Here is a 17,317-nt window from a genome sequence, read left to right as displayed (position 1 = left end):
CGGCCTCCCCGCCGGGTAGACTCATGGAGTTGCTCGGCGAGGGAGGCCGCACTTTTCTGTGGTGCGGCGGTCCGTTATCGACGCGCTCTTCGTAGCAGGTCTGTCGTGGGCCGGGTGACGCCCCACAGATCCGTCCGGTCGTTGTCCGACCGTGCCGACTACGAGGAGTGCCACATGGCCGAGGTCAAGCTCGACGCCAAGATCCGTACCGACTTCGGTAAGGGTGCCGCCCGCCGTTCCCGCCGCGAGAACATGGTTCCCGGCGTGATCTACGGTCACGGTGACGCCCCGAAGCACGTCGCCATCCACAACCACGCGCTGATGATGGCCCTGAAGACCCCGAACGCGCTGATCCGTCTGGAGATGGACGGCGAGAGCATGCTGGTCATCCCGAAGGCCGTGCAGCGTGAGGCCATCCGTGGCTTCCTGGTGCACGTGGACTTCCTGGCCGTGCGCAAGGGCGAGAAGGTCACCGTCGAGGTGCCGATCCACACCGAGGGCGACCTGGCGCCGGGTGCCAACCTGCTGGAGCACCTGCTGAACACCCTGCCGCTGGAGGCCGAGGCCACCCACATCCCGGAGTCGGTGACCGTCTCCGTCGCGGGCCTGGACGCCGGTGACTCGGTGCACGCCAAGGACGTCACGCTGCCGTCGGGTTCGACGCTGGCGATCGACGAGGAGACCGTGCTGCTGCAGGTCGTCGCGGCGCAGGCCGAGGCGCCGGCGGAGGCCGAGGGCGACGAGTCCGCCGAGGGCTGATCGCTTCCGTAACTCGGGTTACCGTCTCGACCGCCGCTCCGCACCGTGCGTGCGGGGCGGCGGTCGAGCCGTTTCACGGGGCCGGCCGGGGATCGGCCGGTCCGGCCGGTCCGGTTGCTGCAAGGAGACATGAGGATGACGACGGACGCTGAGGGTCCCTGGCTGGTCGCGGGGCTGGGCAACCCGGGCCCGGAGTACGCGGCCAACCGCCACAACGTGGGGTTCATGGTGGCGGATCTGCTGGCGGAGCGGATGCGCGGGCGGTTCAAGGCGCACAAGGCGCGGGCGCAGGTCGTGGAGGGCCGGATCGGTCCGCCGGGGCCGGGCAGCCGCCGGGTGGTGATCGCCAAGCCGATGACGTACATGAACCTGTCGGGTGGTCCGGTGACGGCGCTGCGGGACTTCTACAAGGTGCCGGTCGGCAACATCGTCGCGGTGCACGACGAGCTGGACATCGATTACGGGGCGCTGCGGCTGAAGCTGGGCGGCGGTGACAACGGCCACAACGGTCTGAAGTCGATCACGAAGTCGCTGGGTGCGGAGTATCACCGGGTGCGGTTCGGTATCGGGCGTCCGCCGGGCCGTATGCAGGTGGCGGATTTCGTGCTGAAGGACTTCTCCGGCGCGGAGCGCAAAGAGCTGGACTATTTCGTGGACCGGGCGGCGGACGCGGTGGAGGCGCTGATCGTGGACGGTCTGGAGCGGGCGCAGAGCGCGTACAACTCGTGACGGCGGGGTGGCGCGGTCCGTGCGGTGCGCCGTCCGAGGTTGACCGCGGACAGTCATATGCCCAAGGATCGCCGCCATGCCCAAGAGCAGTCCGAGTACCAAGACGCGCACCCGTACCGGCCGTACGGCCAAGAAGCGCAGCCGTTCCCGTCGGCTGGGGGAGAGCGCCTACGGGCTGCTGTTGGTCGCGCGTACCGGGCTGATGGCGGTGCTGGCGCTGTTGCTGCTGGTGGCGGGCGTGTGGACGTCGTGGCACACGGCGCAGTACGCGATGTTCGTGAAGGGGCGCGAGCACGGCACGATGACGGTGGCGGACTGCCGTGACGACCGGTGTTCGGGCCCGTACCTGCCTTCGGGGGGTGACGGCCGGCGCCGGGCGCGGGTGTCGTTGGCGGCCGCGGCGGCGCCCGGTGAGGGTGAGCGGGTCGAGGTGATTCTCAAGCCCGGTACGGACCGTGCCGTCCGGACCGGCCCGGCCGGCATCCTGCACGCGTGGGTGCCGTTCGCGGGTTCGCTGCTGCTGGCGGCGCTGGTGGTGGCGGGCGGCATGAAGCTGCGGCGCACGGCGTGGGTGATGGGGGCGCTGGGGGCGGTGTTGCTGGGGGCTACGTTCGCGGCGCTGTGAGGGCTGCGGGCCGGGGTTCAGTGCCGGTGCCGCATCTCCCACATGCCGAGTTCGCCGTCGTGGGCGCGCAGCCGGGTGACGGCTTCGGTGAGGGTGCGCTGTTCGGTGAGTTCGTAGAACAGGAACAGCGGGGCGAAGACGCTGGCGTAGCCGAACGGGGCGCCGCTCGGTGCGATGTAGGCGCTCGCTCCGGCGTCGAGGAAGGCTTCGGCCAGGCGGGGGTCGCCGGTGTCGCAGCCGTTGTTGATGACGACGCTGCCCGGCAGGCGGAGGTGCGCCCGTACGTCCTCGGGTCCTGCGGAGCCGTTGAAGGGCTGGTGGGCGGCGATTTCCGGGGCGAGTTCGTCCAGCAGGACGCGGCCTTCGTCGCCGTGGCAGCAGAGGATGACGTACGGCGCGACGGTGCGGCTGCCGTCGAGGGCGGCGACGAAGTGGCGGGGCTGTCCGATGGGCAGGTAGTTCACCTGCACGCCAAAGCTTTCCAGTGCGTCCCGCAGCGGCCGGCCGTCCCCGCCCTCCAGGTCCAGCACATCGACGGAGGTCCAGGACAGCCGTCCGGCCTGGACTTCCCGTATGCGAGACGGCCGCTGTGTGGCCGGCCAGGTTTCTTCGTCCATGCCCGCCCCTTCATGGATACGGGCCGGCCGGGGCGTGTGCCCCGGCCGGCCCCTGGGTTCAGCCCGTGTTGCGCAGCCCCGCCGCCACGCCGTTCACGGTGAGCAGCAGTGCCCGTGCCAGCACCGGGTCCGCCTCTTCGCCGCGCTCCGCCGCGGCGCGCTGCCGGTGGAGCAGCGAGACCTGGAGGTAGGAGATCGGGTCGAGGTAGGCGTCGCGGATGTGGAAGGTCTGCTTCAGCACGGGGTTGGAGTCGAGGAGTTCGCTCTCGCCCGTGATGCGCAGGACTTCCTGGACGGTCAGTTCGTGTTCGGCCTTGATCGTGTCGAAGACGTGCTTGAGCTCGTCCGGTACGAGGGTGTCGACGTAGTGCCGGGCGATCCGCAGGTCGGTCTTGGCCAGCGTCATTTCGACGTTGGACAGGAAGTTGCGGAAGAAGTGCCAGTGCTCGTGCATCTCGTCGAGGACGACGTCGAGTCCGGCCTCGCGGGCGGCCTTCAGGCCCGTACCGACGCCGTACCAGCCGGGGACGATCTGGCGGGACTGGGTCCAGCCGAAGACCCACGGGATGGCGCGCAGGCCGTCGAGGCCGGCGCCGGAGTCGGGGCGGCGGGAGGGCCGGGAGCCGAGGTGGAGGTCGGCGAGCTGGTCGACGGGGGTGGACGCGAAGAAGTACGCGGGCAGGTCGGGGTCCTCGACCAGCTTGCGGTAGGCGCCGTGGGCGGCGTCGGAGACGGTCTCCATGGCGGCGTCCCAGCGGGCGAGCGCCTCGTCGGACTGGCGGGGCGCGGTGTGCAGCGCGGAGGCCTGGAGGGTGGCGGCGACGGTCAGTTCCAGGTTCTCCCGGGCGAGGGAGGGGACCAGGTACTTGTCGGAGATGACCTCGCCCTGTTCGGTGACCTTGATCTCGCCTTCGAGGGTGCCGTAGGGCTGGGCGAGGATCGCGTCGTGGGAGGGGCCGCCGCCGCGGCCGACGGTGCCGCCGCGGCCGTGGAAGAGGCGCAGGCGTACGCCGTGCCGGTGGGCGACGTCGCGCAGCAGGCGCTGGGCGCGGTGGATCTCCCACTGGCTGGTGGTGATGCCGCCGAACTTGGAGGAGTCGGAGTAGCCGAGCATGACTTCCTGGACGTCGCCGCGCAGGGCGACCAGGCGCCGGTAGGAGGGGTCGGCGAGCATTTCGTCCAGGAGCTGGTCGGCGATCTTCAGCTCGTCGGTGGTCTCCAGGAGCGGCACGATGCCGATCTTGGCCCAGCCGGCGTGCAGGTCGATCAGGCCGGCCTCGCGGGCCAGGACGGTGGCGGCGAAGACGTCGTCGGAGCCCTGGCACATGGAGATGATGTAGGACTCGACGACCTCGGGGCCGAAGGTGTCCTTGGCCTTGCGGATGGTCTCGAAGACGCCGAGGGTCTTGGCGCCGGCCTCGTCCAGGGGGGCGGGGCTGGGGGCGAGGGGGCGGCGCGAGCGCAGTTCCTTGGCGAGGAGCTTGCGGCGGTAGTCGCGCGGCATGTCGGTGTAGCGCCAGGATTCCTCGCCGAGGCGGTCGAAGAGCTGGCCGAGGGCGTGGTGGTGGGCGTCGGCGTGTTCGCGGACGTCCATGGTGGCGAGCTGGAGGCCGAAGGCGGAGATGGTGCGGATCGTGCGCTCCAGGCGGCCGTCGGCGACGAGGCCGCCGCGGTGCTCGCGCAGCGAGGTCTGGATGAGGGTGAGGTCCTCGATGAGTCCCTCGGTGCCGAGGTAGTCGCGGCCGGGGACGTGCGGGGTGTCGTTGGCCAGGCGTTCGCGGGTGTTGACGAGCTTCTGGCGGATGCAGGTGGCCTTGAGGCGGTAGGGCTCCTCGGCGTTCAGCCGCTTGTAGCGGGGGCTGATCTCGGGGAGCGCGTCGAGGTCCTGCTGGAGGGAGGCGAGGAGTTCTTCGGTGGCGCCGCAGTTGCGGATGGAGTTGGACAGGGCGCCGCGCAGCTCGTCGATGTGTTCGAGGGCGTCGGTGATGCCGTGTTCGTGCTGGAGGATCAGCACGTCCCAGGTGACCTGGGGGGTGACGTTGGGGTTGCCGTCGCGGTCGCCGCCGATCCAGGTGCCGAAGGTCAGCGGGCGGGTGCCGGGGGGCAGCTCGGTGCCGGCGCGTTCCAGTTCGGCGGCGAGGTCCTCCAGGACGTCGCCGACGGCGCCGCGGCCGAGTTCGTCGAGGTAGTAGATGGCGTTGCGGGCCTCGTCGGTGGGCTCGGGGCGGGCGACGCGCAGTTCATCGGTCTGCCAGATGAGGTCGATGTTCTCGGCGAGGCGGAGGTCGGCGCGGCGGCGTTCGGTGGCGTCCGTGCGGTCGAGGAGTTCGGCGACCTTGCGGAGCTTGGTGAGGACGGAGCGGCGGGCGGCCTCGGTGGGGTGGGCGGTGAAGACGGGGCGGACGCCAAGGTTGGCGGCGGTGGCGCGCAGGTGCTCGGGGTCGGCGTCCTTGAGCATGTCGGCGGTGCGGGCGAGGATGCCGCCTTCGGCGGCGCGCCTGGCGCGCAGTTCGCGGCCGCGGTGGACCTGCTCGGTGACGTTGGCGAGGTGGAAGTAGGTGGAGAAGGCGCGGACCAGCTTGGCGGCGGTGGCCAGGTCGGTGTCGCCGAGGAGCCGGGCGGCGGCCTCGCCGTCGGAGCGGGTCAGGGCGCGCACCTGTTCGACGAGGTCGAGCAGCTCCTGGCCTTCCTGGCGGACGAGGGTCTCGCCGAGGAGGTCGCCGAGGCGGCGGATGTCGGCGCGCAGGGGCCCGTTGTCGCGGGCGGCGTCGGCGGCGGCCGGGGTGGCGGTGCGCTCGTCGTTCGCGGCGGGGGTGATGTCGGCACTGCTCACAGGTGCGGCTCCTTGCAGTGATCTTCGTGATCTGAGCACGTCCGGGCTTGCAGGGGGTACTCCCTGCCGGTGGTGGGCGGGGAGGGTCGCGGACCGCGCTGTCCGACGTTCCCCAGGATAGGTCTCCGCGCGGTCGGCGGATCACCCTGTCCGTTCTGTGGGACCTACCTGCCACGGGTGGCGCTCACACCTGCGCAATGACCGGATGTGACGGAACTTGCACCGCTCGACTGGCGTGTTCTGCCGCAATTCGGTCACTCGTTACCGACCTGTCGGACCCTTGCCCGCGCCGGGGGCACTGCCATACTTACGAGACCGTAGGTTACGGTCCCGTAGCCGTAGCCGTGCCCCCGAGCCCCCGACGAGGGACGCCATATGACCGCTAGCCCCGAAGTCATCGAAGAAACCCCCAAAGCAGCCGAAACCGGAATCCCGCTGCCGTCCGCGACGCTCGGCGGCGACAGCAAACGCTCGGTCGAACAGATCACCCTGCTGCTGTTCATCACCGTGCCCTTCCTGGCGCTGGTGGCCGCGGTGCCGCTGGCCTGGGGCTGGGGGGTGAGCTGGCTCGATCTGGCGCTGCTGGCGGCGATGTACTTCATCGGCTGCCACGGCATCACGATCGGCTTCCACCGGTACTTCACCCACGGCGCCTTCAAGGCGAAGCGCCCGCTGCGCATCGCGCTCGCGATCATGGGGTCGATGGCGGTGGAGGGGCCGCTGGTGCGCTGGGTGGCGGACCACCGCAAGCACCACAAGTTCTCCGACGCGGAGGGTGACCCGCACTCGCCCTGGCGGTTCGGCGAGACGGTGCCGGCGCTCATGAAGGGCCTGTGGTGGGCGCACGTCGGGTGGATGTTCGACGAGGAGCAGACCCCGCAGCACAAGTACGCGCCGGACCTGATCAAGGACGACGCGATCCGCCGCGTCTCCCGCCAGTTCGTCCTGTGGACGGTCGTCTCGCTGCTCGCCCCGCCCGTGATCGGCGGCCTGGTCACGCTGTCCTGGCAGGGCGCGCTCACCGCGTTCTTCTGGGGCTCCCTGGTGCGCGTCGCGCTGCTCCACCACGTCACCTGGTCGATCAACTCCATCTGCCACGCGGTCGGCAAGCGGCCCTTCAAGTCCCGCGACCGGTCCGGCAACGTCTGGTGGCTGGCGGTGCTCTCGTGCGGCGAGTCCTGGCACAACCTGCACCACGCCGACCCGACGTGCGCGCGGCACGGCGTGCTGCGGGGACAGCTGGATTCCAGCGCCCGGCTGATCCGCTGGTTCGAGAAGGCCGGCTGGGCGTACGACGTGCGCTGGCCGAACGCCTCCCGTCTCGACGCCAAGCGCCTGGACGGGGCCGCGAGCGGGGCGGCCGGGGGGCGGTGGCCGGGGAAGGCATGATGGACGGGTGGCGATCGACGGCAGCAGCGTGAACGACAAACAGGGCAAGGCCCCCTCCGGCGCGGGCACCCGGCGTGCCCGCAGGGTGCGGATGACGGGCGCCGAGCGCCGTGAGCAGCTGCTCGACATCGGTCGCACCCTCTTCGCGGAGCGCGGCTTCGAGGGCACCTCGGTCGAGGAGATCGCGGCGAAGGCCGGTGTCTCCAAGCCGGTCGTCTACGAGCACTTCGGCGGCAAGGAGGGCCTGTACGCGGTCGTGGTGGACCGCGAGATGCGCCAGCTGCTGGACATGGTCACCGGCGCGCTGACCGCGGGACACCCCCGCGAGCTCCTCGAACAGGCCGCGTTCGCGCTGCTCGACTACATCGAGACGTACACGGACGGTTTCCGCATCCTGGTCCGCGACTCCCCCGTCGCCCAGTCCACGGGCACCTTCGCGTCGCTGATCAGCGATATCGCCACCCAGGTCGAGGACATCCTGGGCCTGGAGTTCAAGGCGCGCGGCTTCGATCCGAAACTGGCCCCGCTGTACGCGCAGGCCCTGGTCGGCATGGTCGCGCTGACCGGCCAGTGGTGGCTGGACGCCCGTAAGCCGAAGAAGCCGGAGGTGGCCGCCCACCTGGTCAATCTGGCCTGGCACGGGCTGGACGGCCTGGAGCCGAAGCCGCGGCTGATAGGCCACCGCCGGTCCTGAACCGGTCCGAACCGGCCCGGCCAGGGCCCGGTCACCCGCCGCCGCGCCGCTCCAGGAACTCCAGGCGGTTGCCGACCGGGTCGTACGCGTAGAACCGGTCGTGGCCCGGAAGATCGTCGTTCCAGCTCACCTGCACCCCCTGGCCGGCGAGGCGCTGGGCGTACGCGCGGAGGCCGGCGACGCGCAGGGCCGGGTGGGCCTTGCGGGCAGGGTGGAAATCGGGATCGATTCCCAGATGGAGCTGCCCCTCACCGGCCTCGAACCAACATCCCCCACGTTCGGTGAGCGACGGCGGCTTCGGAATCTCCCGAAGCCCGAGCACACCCCCGTAGAACGCGCGCAGAGCGGCTTCGCTGCCCGGCGGGGCGGCGAGCTGGACGTGGTCGAGGCCGGTGATCATGGGCTCACCTCAGGGGTCATCGCTCCTTGTGGGCCACCACGAAGATGCGCCGGAACGGGAAGACCGTGCCGTGCGGACCGGGTGGATAGGACTTGCGGAGCAGGTCGCGGTACTGGGACAGGAATTCGTCGCGGGCGGCCGGGTCGTCCTCCAGAGCGGTCAGCACGGGCCGCAGGGCGGTGCCCTTGACCCAGTCCAGGACCGGGTCCTCGCCCTGGAGGAGCTGGACGTAGGTCGTCTCCCAGGCGTCGACGGCGCAGCCGAGCGCGGTGAGGCGTTCCAGGTAGCCGGCGGGGTCGAGGATGTGTACGAAGCGGCGGCCGTGGCCGGCGAGGCGGGCGCGCCACTGGGGTTCGTCGCACAGCTCGCCGAGCAGCGCGTGGCTGGGCGCGGTGAAGTTGCCGGGGACCTGGAAGGCGAGGGTGCCGCCGGGGGTGAGGCCGTCGATCCAGGCGGGCAGGGAGTCGGGGTGGTTGGGGACCCATTGCAGCGCGGCGTTGGAGACGATCAGGTCGAACGGCTCCTCGGGGCGCCAGCGGGTGGCGTCGGCGGGCCCGAAGTCGAGGTGGCCGCCGCCGGGGGTGGGGCCCGCGTAGGTCTCGGCCTCCTTGAGCATCTCCGCCGAGCTGTCCAGGCCGGTGATGTGCGCGTCGGGCCAGCGGTCGGCGAGCTGGACGGTGACGTTGCCGGGGCCGCAGCCGAGGTCGGCGATGCGGGCGGGGCGGTTCCGGTTGGGCAGCTCGGGTATGCGGGCGAGCAGATCGTGGAACGGGCGCGTGCGGTGTCCGGCGTGGCGCAGGTACTGCTGTGGATCCCAGGTTGGTGCGACGTGCATGTTCGAACCCCTTCAGCGGATACAGGGTTGGTCCAGGCCACGCGGGCACAGCGTGAGCCCTCGCCGACGATGCCCAATAGTCCACGCAAATATATCTTGACGTCAAGAGACTTCACATCGACAGACCAACTACACTGATCTCCATGGAGGACGAGGTCGACCGACTGGTCGCAGCATGGCGCCGGGAGCGCCCGGACCTCGACGTGGAACCGCTTGAGGTCCTCAGCCGCATCAGCAGGCTGGCCAGACACCTCGACCGCGCCCGCCGCCTCGCCTTCTCCGAGGTGGGCCTGGAGCCCTGGGAATTCGACGTGCTCACCGCGCTGCGCCGCGCGGGGGCGCCGTATCAGCTCTCCCCCGGCGCGCTCCTGACGCAGACCCTGGTCACCTCCGGCACGATGACCAACCGCATCGACAGGCTCGCGAAGAAGGGCCTGGTCGAGCGGCTGCCCGACCCCAGCGACCGGCGCGGGGTGCTGGTGCGGCTGACGCCGGAGGGGCGCGAGGCGGCGGACGAGTCGCTGGCCGGGCTGCTCACCCAGGAGCGCGCGATCCTGGCCGAGCTGTCGCACCAGCAGCGCGGCGAACTGGCCCGGCTGCTGCGCCAGTTGACGGCCCCCTTCGACAACACGCCGGGCTGATCCCACGGGGCCGCGCCAGGACCGCCACGTCCCCTTGCCCGACCCCCGCCCGGTGGGCTTGGATCGCCGCCATGAGCCAGCACGGCCCGCGGGGCCAGCAAGGGCACGAGGGACGGCAGGGACACGAGGGGCGGCACGGGCGTGAGAGCCGGCCGGGACACCGCGAGCAGCAGGACCCGTACGGACGGCACGGCCACCGGCGGCCCTCCGGAGCGCCGGACGGCGCGCGCTTCCCCGGGCGTACGGTCCTGGTGACCGGCGCCGCCGCCGGGATCGGCGCCGCCACCGCCGACCGGCTGGCCACCGAGGGCGCGCAGGTGCTGCTCCTGGACATCGACGACGAGCTGGGCGAGCGCACCGCCCGCCGCATCCGCGCCGCGGGCGGCCGGGCCTCCTACGAACGCTGCGACGTGGCGCGCGAGGAGCACTGGCAGCGCGCCGTACGGGCCGCGCGCCAGCGGTACGGCCCGGTGGACGCGCTGGTCGGCAACGCCGCCCTGCAGGGGTCGCACGCGCCCGCCGACCTGACCGCCCCGGCGGACTGGGACCGGCAGCTGGCGGTCAACCTGACCGGCGCTTTCCTGGGTGTGCGGGCCGTCCTGCCGGATCTGCGGGAGCGGCGCGGCGCGGTCGTGCTCACCTCGTCGGTGCAGGCCCGCTTCGGACTGCCGGGCCGTCCCGCCTACGCCGCGTCCAAGGCGGGGCTGACCGGGCTGACGCGCCAGCTGGCGGTCGAGTACGGGCCGGAGGTACGGGTGAACTGCGTCCTGCCGGGCCCCGTGCTGACCGCCGCGTGGGACGACGTCGGCGAGGCGGACCGGCGGGCCAGCGCGGCGGAGACGGCGGCCGGGCGGCTCGGGCGCCCGGAGGAGGTGGCGGCGGCCGTCGCGTTCCTGCTCTCCGACGACGCGTCGTTCGTGACGGGGACGGAGCTGGTCGTGGACGGCGGCTGGAGCGTGCGCAAGAACTCGTCCTGAGGCGGCCGGTTGTGCGCCCGGCGGCGCCCGCGGGCGGGAATCATGGCGTACGGGCGGCCGTGCCCCGTGTGCCCGCCGCCCGCAGCTCGTGCCGGTACACGTCGCGATCCGGGAGACCCGATGGGCATCCATTTCGGTGCGGACTACAACCCCGAGCAGTGGCCCGAGGAGGTGTGGGAGGCGGATCTGCGTCTGATGAAGCAGGCGCACGTCACGCTGGTGACCGCCGGGATCTTCTCGTGGGCGCGGGCCGAGCCCCGGCCCGGCGCGTACGACTTCGACTGGTTCGACCGGGTCATGGACGGCCTCGGCGGCGCCGGCGTGCGCGTGTGCCTGGCCACCATGACCGCCTCCCCGCCGCCGTGGCTCACCCGCGCGCACCCGGAGGTCCTGCCGCAGGGCCCGGACGGGCAGCGCCGCTGGCCGGGCGGGCGGCAGCACTACTGTCCGTCCAGCCCCGTCTACCGCGAGCACGCGGTCCGCCTCGTCAAGCGGCTCGCCGCCCGCTACGCCGGACATCCCGCGCTGGCCCTGTGGCATGTCGGCAACGAGTACGGCTGCCACACCCGCCAGTGCTACTGCGATGTGTCGGCCGCGGACTTCCGGGACTGGCTGCGCGCGCGGTACGGGAGCGTGGAGCGCCTCAACGACGCGTGGTCGACGGCCTTCTGGTCGCAGGCGTACACGGATTTCGAAGAGGTGCTGCCGCCGCGTACGGCCCCCACCTTCCCCAACCCCGCCCAGCAGCTGGACTATCTGCGCTTCAGCGATGACGCGCTGCGCCGGTGCTACCTGGCGGAGCGGGACGTGCTGGCGCGGCTGAGCCCCTCGGTGCCGGTGACCACGAACCTGATGCCGTTCCACAAGCCGGTGGACGCCTTCGCGTGGTCGCGGGACATGGACATGATGGCGCTGGACTTCTACCAGGACCCCTTCGATCCCGGTACGCATCTGACGGCCGCGTACACCTTCGACCTGATGCGGTCGGCGCGCGGCGGGCAGCCCTGGCTGCTGCTGGAGCAGGCGCCCGGCGCGGTCAACTGGCGGTCCCGCAACGGCCCCAAGCCGCCGGGCGCGATGCGCCTGTGGAGCTGGCAGGCCGTCGCGCAGGGCGCGGATGCCGTCCTGTACTTCCAGTGGCGGCAGTCGCGCGGCGGTGCGGAGAAGTTCCACTCCGCGGTGGTGCCGCACGCCGGTACGGACACCCGGATCTTCCGCGAGGTCTCCGAGCTGGGGCGGGAGCTGGCGTCCGTACCGGAGATCGCGGGGACGCGGGTGGCGCGGCCGACGGCGGCGCTGGTGACGGACTGGGACAGCTGGCGGGCCTTGGAGCTGGACTCGCACCCGTCGACGGCGCTGCGCCTGCCGGAACTGGCGCTGGGGCACTACCGGCCGCTTTTCGAGGCGGGTGTCGCGTGCGACGTGGTGCCGCCGGACCGCGACCTGTCCGGCTACCGGCTGGTCGTCGTACCGAACCTGTACCTGCTGACCGAGCGGGCCGCGGAGCGGCTGACGGCGTACGTACGGGGCGGCGGGCACCTGCTGGTGTCGTTCTTCTCCGGTGTCGTGGACGCCTGCGACCGGGTGCATCCCGGCGGCTGTCCGGGGCCGCTGCGGTCGCTGCTGGGCCTGCGGGTGGAGGAGTTCTGGCCGCTGGACGAGGGGGCGACGGTGGGCGTACGGGGTGTCGCGGCCGTACGGAGGCCGGGCGGGCCGGGGCGCGCGGAAGCGGCGGCGGGTGCCTGGGAGCTGCCGTCCGGTACGGCCGATCTGTGGTCGGAGGCCATCCTCCTCGAAGGCGCCGAGCCCGTCGCCCGGTTCGCGGACGGCGAGTTGGCGGGCAGCCCGGCCGTCACCCGCCACGGCTACGGCACGGGCACGGTCACCTACGTCGGCACCCGGCTCGAACCGGCCCTGATGCGGGCCCTGATGGACGGCGTACGGGCGGCGGCGGGCGTGCGGCCGGTGCTGGCCGGGCTGCCCGAAGGCGTGCAGGCCACCGTACGGGAGGGCGACGGCGGGCGCTTTCTCTTCCTGCTCAACCACGGTGCGCGGGCGGCCGACATCACGCTGCCCTGCCCGATGGCCGACGCGCTCGCCGGGGCGCGCGGGGAGCGGTCGGAGCACACCTACCGGATCGCGCTGCCGGCCCGTGGCGTGGCCGTGCTGAAGGACCCGCGGAGGGCGGTGTCCGCAAGCGGCTGACCGGTGCCGGGCGCGGCGCGGGCGGTCCCCGCGCCGCGCCTCAGGTGAGCGCGGAGGCCGCGGCCGTGGCCGGTTCCAGCTCCACGGGCCCCACTCCGGCCCGCCGCGCCAGCGCCACGGCGGCCAGCGTCGAGTGCACGCCGAGCTTGCCGAGCACGTTCTGCATGTGCGTACGGACCGTGTGCGGCGAAAGGAACAGCCGCTCGGCGACCGCCTTGCGGCCCAGCCCGGCCACCATGCAGCGCAGCACCTCGCGCTCGCGCGGTGTCAGCGACTCCACCAGGCGCTCGCTTTCGGTGCGGTGCTTGCGCGCCGCCGTCAGCTCGCGCAGGACGCCGGTGAGCAGCGCGGGCGGCAGGTGCGTCTCGTCGCGCAGCACGCCGCGGATGACGGCGAGCAGGCGGGAGAGCGAGCAGTCCTTGGCGACCCAGCCGCCGGCGCCCGCCTGGAGCGCGAAGGCGGCCCGGCGCGGGTCGTCCTTCTCGGCGAGGACGACGGTACGGACGTACGGATAGGCCGTACGGACGCCCGCTACCAGCGAGATGCCGTCCAGCGGGCCGCCGTCGGCGTTGCCGTCGCGGCCCGGCGCGGGCTGGGACGGCACGGATGCCAGCGGTGCCGTGACGGTGCCGAGATCGGCGTCGATGAGCATCACGTCGAAGCGCCGGCCGTCGGCGGCCGCCCGCTCCAGGCTGCGCAGGGCAGCCGGTCCGCTGCCGGCCGCCGCCACGTCCACGTCCTGTTCGGCCGCGAGCGCGGCCGCCAGGGACTCGGCGAAGATGCGGTGGTCGTCGACCACCAGAACCCGGATGCGTTGCACTGAGACCCCCTGTCTCGGGGAACGGACCAAGTGGGCACGACGCCCGGGACCAAGGCCGACGCAGCCGCACGGCCGCCGCCGTGCCGCATGACCACCCCACCCCCGGGCGTCGTACCCGACTGTCTCGCCCCCTGATCAGCACCGGCCCCCACCGGTGCTGGGACTCAGATTACGGACGGGGTGCGGCAACGGAAGGCTATTGGCAAAACTGCCCGGCCCAAGTGTTCAGGGTGGGGCCCAGCGGCCGTCGAGGGGCGGAAGTCGACAAGGTTCGTCTCAATTCGATCGGCCGTGGGCGGGCCGTGGCCCCGGTCCCGCCCCCGTGCCTCACACCAGCCGCCGCGCCCCCGCGCTCGGCACGGCCGGGAAGATCCGCGGCGCCGTGTGGCCGGCCGCGGCGAACGCCTCCGTGATCCGTACGGCGACGGCGTCCGCGTCCGTCTCCTCCACGAGGACGATGGCCGAGCCGCCGAATCCGCCGCCGGTCATCCGGGCCCCGAGCGCGCCCGCCGCCCCGGCCGCCTCGACGGCCAGGTCCAGTTCGGCGCAGGAGACCCGGAAGTCGTCGCGCAGCGAGGCGTGTCCGGCGGTCAGCAGCGGGCCGATGGCGCGGGCCTCGCCGGCGTCCAGACGGGCGATGACCTCTTCGACGCGCCGGTTCTCGGTCACCACGTGCCGGACCACCGCCGCCGTGCCGGGGCCGCCGTCGCCCTTCCCGCCGCCCGGCTCCTCGTCCGTCGCGGCCAACTTGTCCAGTGCCTCGGGCAGATGCGCGTACGGCACATCGCGCAGCGCGTGTACGCCGAGCGCCCGCGCACCGCGCTCGCACATGGCGCGCCGTTGTGCGTACGCGCCGTCCCCCAGCTCGTGTTTCACCCGGGTGTCGACCACCAGGAGCCGCAGCCCCTCCCCCGCCAAATCGAACGGAACCTGCCGCTGGGCAAGGTCGCGGGTGTCCAGGAACAGCGCGTGGCCGTCCGTGCAACAGGCCGCCGCGGTCTGGTCCATGATGCCGCAGGGCACGCCCACGAAGGCGTTCTCCGCGCGCTGGGCGAGCTGCGCCAGGCGCTGCCGGGTGAGCCCGAGGCCGTACAGGTCGTCGAGGGCGAGCGCGGTGGCGACTTCCAGGGCGGCCGACGAGGACAGGCCGGCGCCGACCGGGACGGTGCTCTCGTAGTGCAGGTCCGCGCCGCCGACGGGCAGCCCGGCGTCCCGCAGGGCCCAGGCGACGCCCGCCGGATAGCCCGCCCAGCCGCCGTCAGCGGCCGGGCGCAGGGCGTCCAGGCGCAGTTCGACGGTCTGGCCGCCGCCGCTGCCGTCGCCGGAGTGCACCCGCAGTACGCCGTCGGTACGGGGCGCGGCGGCGGCGAGGGTGGTGTGCGGCAGGGCCAGCGGCATCACGAAGCCGTCGTTGTAGTCGGTGTGTTCGCCGATGAGGTTGACGCGGCCGGGCGCCGCCCACACACCGGCGGGGGCGGCGCCGTAGACCTCGCGGAAGCGGTCGGCGGTGTGCCGGGCCCGCGCCGCGTCGTCCGCCGTCAGGTGGTCGGTGTCCGTCATGGCGTGCCGGTCTCCCTGCTGCGGGCGAACTCCCAGGCGTCCGCGACGATGTCGGCCAGGTCCGTACGGCTGGGGCGCCAGCCGAGCCGGTCGATGGCGGTCCGTGCGGAGGCGACCAGGACGGCGGGGTCGCCGCCGCGGCGGCCCGCGGTGATCTCGGGTACGGGGTGTCCGGTGACCTTGCGGACGGTCTCGACGACCTCGCGTACGGAGAAGCCGTTGCCGTTGCCGAGGTTGCAGATGAGGTGTTCGCCAGGAGCCGCGGCATCGAGGGCGAGCAGATGCGCTTCCGCCAGATCGGCGACGTGGATGTAGTCGCGTACGCAGGTGCCGTCGGGCGTCGGGTAGTCGTCGCCGTAGACGGAGATGGCCGCGCGCTTGCCCTGGGCTACCTGGAGGACGAGCGGGATCAGGTGCGACTCGGGGTCGTGGCGTTCGCCGTACGCGCCGTAGGCGCCCGCGACGTTGAAGTAGCGCAGCGAGACGGCGGCCAGGCCGTGCGCCGCGCACTCGCCCGCGATCATGTGGTCGACGGCGAGCTTGGTTGCGCCGTACGGGCTGGTGGGCGCGGTGGGCGCGGACTCGGTGATGGGGGTGCGCTCGGGTTCGCCGTAGGTGGCGGCGGTGGAGGAGAAGACCAGGGTGCGCACGCCCGCGCCGCGCATCGCGGCGAGCAGGTCCATGGTGCCGCCGACGTTGTTGCGCCAGTACTTCTCGGGGTCCGTCACGGACTCGCCGACCTGCGAGAAGGCGGCGAAGTGCAGCACCGCGTCGTAGGAGGCGTCCAGGTGGCGGGCGGCGTCCTGGACGCGGCCCTCGATGAAGCCGGCACCCGCCGGGACGCCTTCGCGGTGTCCGGTGGACAGATCGTCGAGGACCGTGACGGTGTGCCCGGCCTCGACCAGGTGCGCCGCCACAACGCTGCCCACGTATCCCGCTCCGCCGGTGACCAGGTACTTGTTGCTCACTCGCTCGCTACCTCTCGCAGTCGCTCGGCCGCAGCCTCCGGCGGCACGTCGTTGATGAACACGTTCATGCCGGATTCGGAACCCGCGAGGAACTTCAGCTTGCCGGAAGTCCGGCGGACGGTGAAAAGCTCCAGATGGAGCGCGAACTCGCCACGGTCCGCGGCGTGCAGCGGCGCCTGGTGCCAGGCGGAGATGTAGGGGGTCGGTGGCTCGTCGGGGCCGAAGATCCGGTCGAACCGCCGCAAGACTTCCAGATAGACCTGTGGGAACTCTGTGCGCGCCGCCTCGCCGAGCGCGAGCAGGTCGGGGACCCGGCGCTTGGGGTAGAGGTGGACCTCGTACGGCCAGTGGGCGGCGTACGGGACGAAGGCGGTCCAGTGCTCGGCGTCCAGCACGATGCGGCGGCCGTCGGCGCGTTCGTCGGCGAGCACGTCGTCGAAGAGGTTGCCGCCGGTCTTCTCGCGGTGGGCGGCCAGCGAGGCCAGCATGCGCTCGGTGCGCGGGGTGACGAAGGGGTAGGCGTAGATCTGGCCGTGCGGGTGGCCGAGGGTCACGCCGATCTCCGCGCCGCGGTTCTCGAAGCAGAAGACCTGCTGGACGGCGGGGTGCTGGGAGAGTTCGGCGGTGCGGTCGGTCCACGCCTCCAGGACGAGCGCGGCCTGTTCCGCGGTGAGGTCGGCGAAGGACGCGTCGTGGTCGGACGTGAAGCAGACGACCTCGCAGCGGCCGGTGTCGCCGGCCAGGGAGGGGAAGCGGTTCTCGAAGACGGCGACGTCGTAGTCGGCGGCGGGGATCTCGGTGGCGCGGCCGTCGCGGGAGGGGCACAGCGGGCAGGCGTCGGCGGGCGGGAGGTAGGTACGGCCCTGGCGGTGCGAGGCGATGGCGACGGAGTCGCCGAGCAGGCGGTCGTGGCGGATCTCGGAGGCGGTGGAGACCGGGTCGAGCGGCCGGTGGTCGGCGTCGTCGCGTACCACGTCGTCGCGCAGGTCGTAGTAGATGAGCTCCCGGCCGTCGGCGAGCCGGGTCATCGTCTTCTTCACTGGAGCACTCCTTGGCAACACTGCCACACCCACCAAACACAAACACACACAATGAAGCACAACTAAACAAGCCCGTCAACGCCGGACAGCGCCGCACCGCGGCCGGATCTCCACCCGGAGATTCCGCCACAAAGCGCGCGCCCCCATCACGATCCCACCACGGGAACGAACAAAAGTCTTCAGTTTCTGAACGACCGCGCGTAGGTTCCTGTGCGTTCATCACGC

16 protein-coding genes are annotated in these 17,317 nt (G+C 72.3%); 8 read left to right on the top strand and 8 right to left on the bottom strand.

The features are described from left to right. The first annotated feature begins 174 nt into the window (after nt 1-174). The 3 genes from CP984_RS24320 (at nt 175) to CP984_RS24310 (ending at nt 2,113) form a co-directional block, all read left to right on the top strand. Nucleotides 175-759 (top strand): 50S ribosomal protein L25/general stress protein Ctc, encoded by a 585-nt coding sequence (locus CP984_RS24320; RefSeq protein ID WP_003984388.1) that lies wholly within the window; start codon nt 175-177, stop codon nt 757-759. Between the two features lie 135 nt (nt 760-894). After that, entirely contained in the window at nt 895-1,488 is a 594-nt protein-coding gene (gene pth, locus CP984_RS24315) for an aminoacyl-tRNA hydrolase (protein WP_003984387.1), read from the top strand. 76 nt (nt 1,489-1,564) lie between these two features. After that, nucleotides 1,565-2,113, top strand: coding sequence for a hypothetical protein (locus CP984_RS24310; RefSeq protein WP_003984386.1), 549 nt, complete (start codon nt 1,565-1,567; stop codon nt 2,111-2,113). Between the two features lie 17 nt (nt 2,114-2,130). Here CP984_RS24310 and CP984_RS24305 read toward each other — a convergent pair whose 3' ends face one another. Both CP984_RS24305 and ppc read right to left on the bottom strand, forming a co-directional pair. Then, nucleotides 2,131-2,730, bottom strand: a complete 600-nt coding sequence (locus CP984_RS24305) for a hypothetical protein (RefSeq protein WP_003984384.1) — start codon at nt 2,728-2,730, stop codon at nt 2,131-2,133. A 58-nt stretch (nt 2,731-2,788) separates the two neighbouring features. Then, nucleotides 2,789-5,563 (bottom strand): phosphoenolpyruvate carboxylase, encoded by a 2,775-nt coding sequence (gene ppc / locus CP984_RS24300; protein WP_003984383.1) that lies wholly within the window; start codon nt 5,561-5,563, stop codon nt 2,789-2,791. 375 nt (nt 5,564-5,938) lie between these two features. Here ppc and CP984_RS24295 point away from each other — a divergent pair, with 375 nt between their 5' ends. Then, nucleotides 5,939-6,952 carry an acyl-CoA desaturase gene (locus CP984_RS24295; protein WP_003984382.1) on the top strand — a complete coding sequence of 338 codons (1,014 nt, stop codon included), beginning with the start codon at nt 5,939-5,941 and terminating at the stop codon, nt 6,950-6,952. Nucleotides 6,953-6,959: 7 nt separating this feature from the next. Beyond that, nucleotides 6,960-7,646 (top strand): TetR/AcrR family transcriptional regulator, encoded by a 687-nt coding sequence (locus CP984_RS24290; RefSeq protein ID WP_003984381.1) that lies wholly within the window; start codon nt 6,960-6,962, stop codon nt 7,644-7,646. Nucleotides 7,647-7,677: 31 nt separating this feature from the next. On the opposite strand, the gene CP984_RS24285 is transcribed toward CP984_RS24290, so the two are convergent. Both CP984_RS24285 and CP984_RS24280 read right to left on the bottom strand, forming a co-directional pair. After that, the gene (locus tag CP984_RS24285; protein ID WP_003984380.1) at nt 7,678-8,046 is read right to left on the bottom strand and encodes a VOC family protein; all 369 of its coding nucleotides are present in this window, start codon (nt 8,044-8,046) and stop codon (nt 7,678-7,680) included. Between the two features lie 16 nt (nt 8,047-8,062). Next, nucleotides 8,063-8,881 (bottom strand): trans-aconitate 2-methyltransferase, encoded by an 819-nt coding sequence (locus CP984_RS24280; RefSeq protein WP_003984379.1) that lies wholly within the window; start codon nt 8,879-8,881, stop codon nt 8,063-8,065. 143 nt (nt 8,882-9,024) lie between these two features. On the opposite strand from CP984_RS24280, the gene CP984_RS24275 reads away from it, so the two are divergent. The 3 genes from CP984_RS24275 (at nt 9,025) to CP984_RS24265 (ending at nt 12,704) form a co-directional block, all read left to right on the top strand. Beyond that, nucleotides 9,025-9,522, top strand: coding sequence for a MarR family winged helix-turn-helix transcriptional regulator (locus tag CP984_RS24275; protein ID WP_003984378.1), 498 nt, complete (start codon nt 9,025-9,027; stop codon nt 9,520-9,522). A 71-nt stretch (nt 9,523-9,593) separates the two neighbouring features. Beyond that, nucleotides 9,594-10,499 (top strand): SDR family NAD(P)-dependent oxidoreductase, encoded by a 906-nt coding sequence (locus CP984_RS24270; RefSeq protein WP_003984377.1) that lies wholly within the window; start codon nt 9,594-9,596, stop codon nt 10,497-10,499. A 120-nt stretch (nt 10,500-10,619) separates the two neighbouring features. Next, nucleotides 10,620-12,704 (top strand): beta-galactosidase, encoded by a 2,085-nt coding sequence (locus tag CP984_RS24265; RefSeq protein ID WP_003984376.1) that lies wholly within the window; start codon nt 10,620-10,622, stop codon nt 12,702-12,704. Nucleotides 12,705-12,744: 40 nt separating this feature from the next. On the opposite strand, the gene CP984_RS24260 is transcribed toward CP984_RS24265, so the two are convergent. From CP984_RS24260 to galT, 4 genes are all read right to left on the bottom strand, one after another. After that, the gene (locus CP984_RS24260) at nt 12,745-13,524 is read right to left on the bottom strand and encodes a LuxR C-terminal-related transcriptional regulator (protein WP_003984375.1); all 780 of its coding nucleotides are present in this window, start codon (nt 13,522-13,524) and stop codon (nt 12,745-12,747) included. Between the two features lie 327 nt (nt 13,525-13,851). Next, nucleotides 13,852-15,084 (bottom strand): galactokinase, encoded by a 1,233-nt coding sequence (gene galK, locus CP984_RS24255; protein ID WP_003984374.1) that lies wholly within the window; start codon nt 15,082-15,084, stop codon nt 13,852-13,854. Then, nucleotides 15,081-16,052, bottom strand: coding sequence for a UDP-glucose 4-epimerase GalE (gene galE, locus CP984_RS24250; protein WP_003984373.1), 972 nt, complete (start codon nt 16,050-16,052; stop codon nt 15,081-15,083). Before galE ends, galK begins: the two co-directional genes overlap by 4 nt. Further along, the gene (gene galT / locus CP984_RS24245) at nt 16,049-17,092 is read right to left on the bottom strand and encodes a galactose-1-phosphate uridylyltransferase (RefSeq protein WP_003984372.1); all 1,044 of its coding nucleotides are present in this window, start codon (nt 17,090-17,092) and stop codon (nt 16,049-16,051) included. Before galT ends, galE begins: the two co-directional genes overlap by 4 nt. Nucleotides 17,093-17,317 lie beyond the last annotated feature (225 nt).

Source organism: Streptomyces rimosus (assembly GCF_008704655.1).
GTDB classification, from domain to species: Bacteria; Actinomycetota; Actinomycetes; order Streptomycetales; family Streptomycetaceae; genus Streptomyces; species Streptomyces rimosus.
This window is presented reverse-complemented; position numbering and strand designations above follow the sequence as displayed.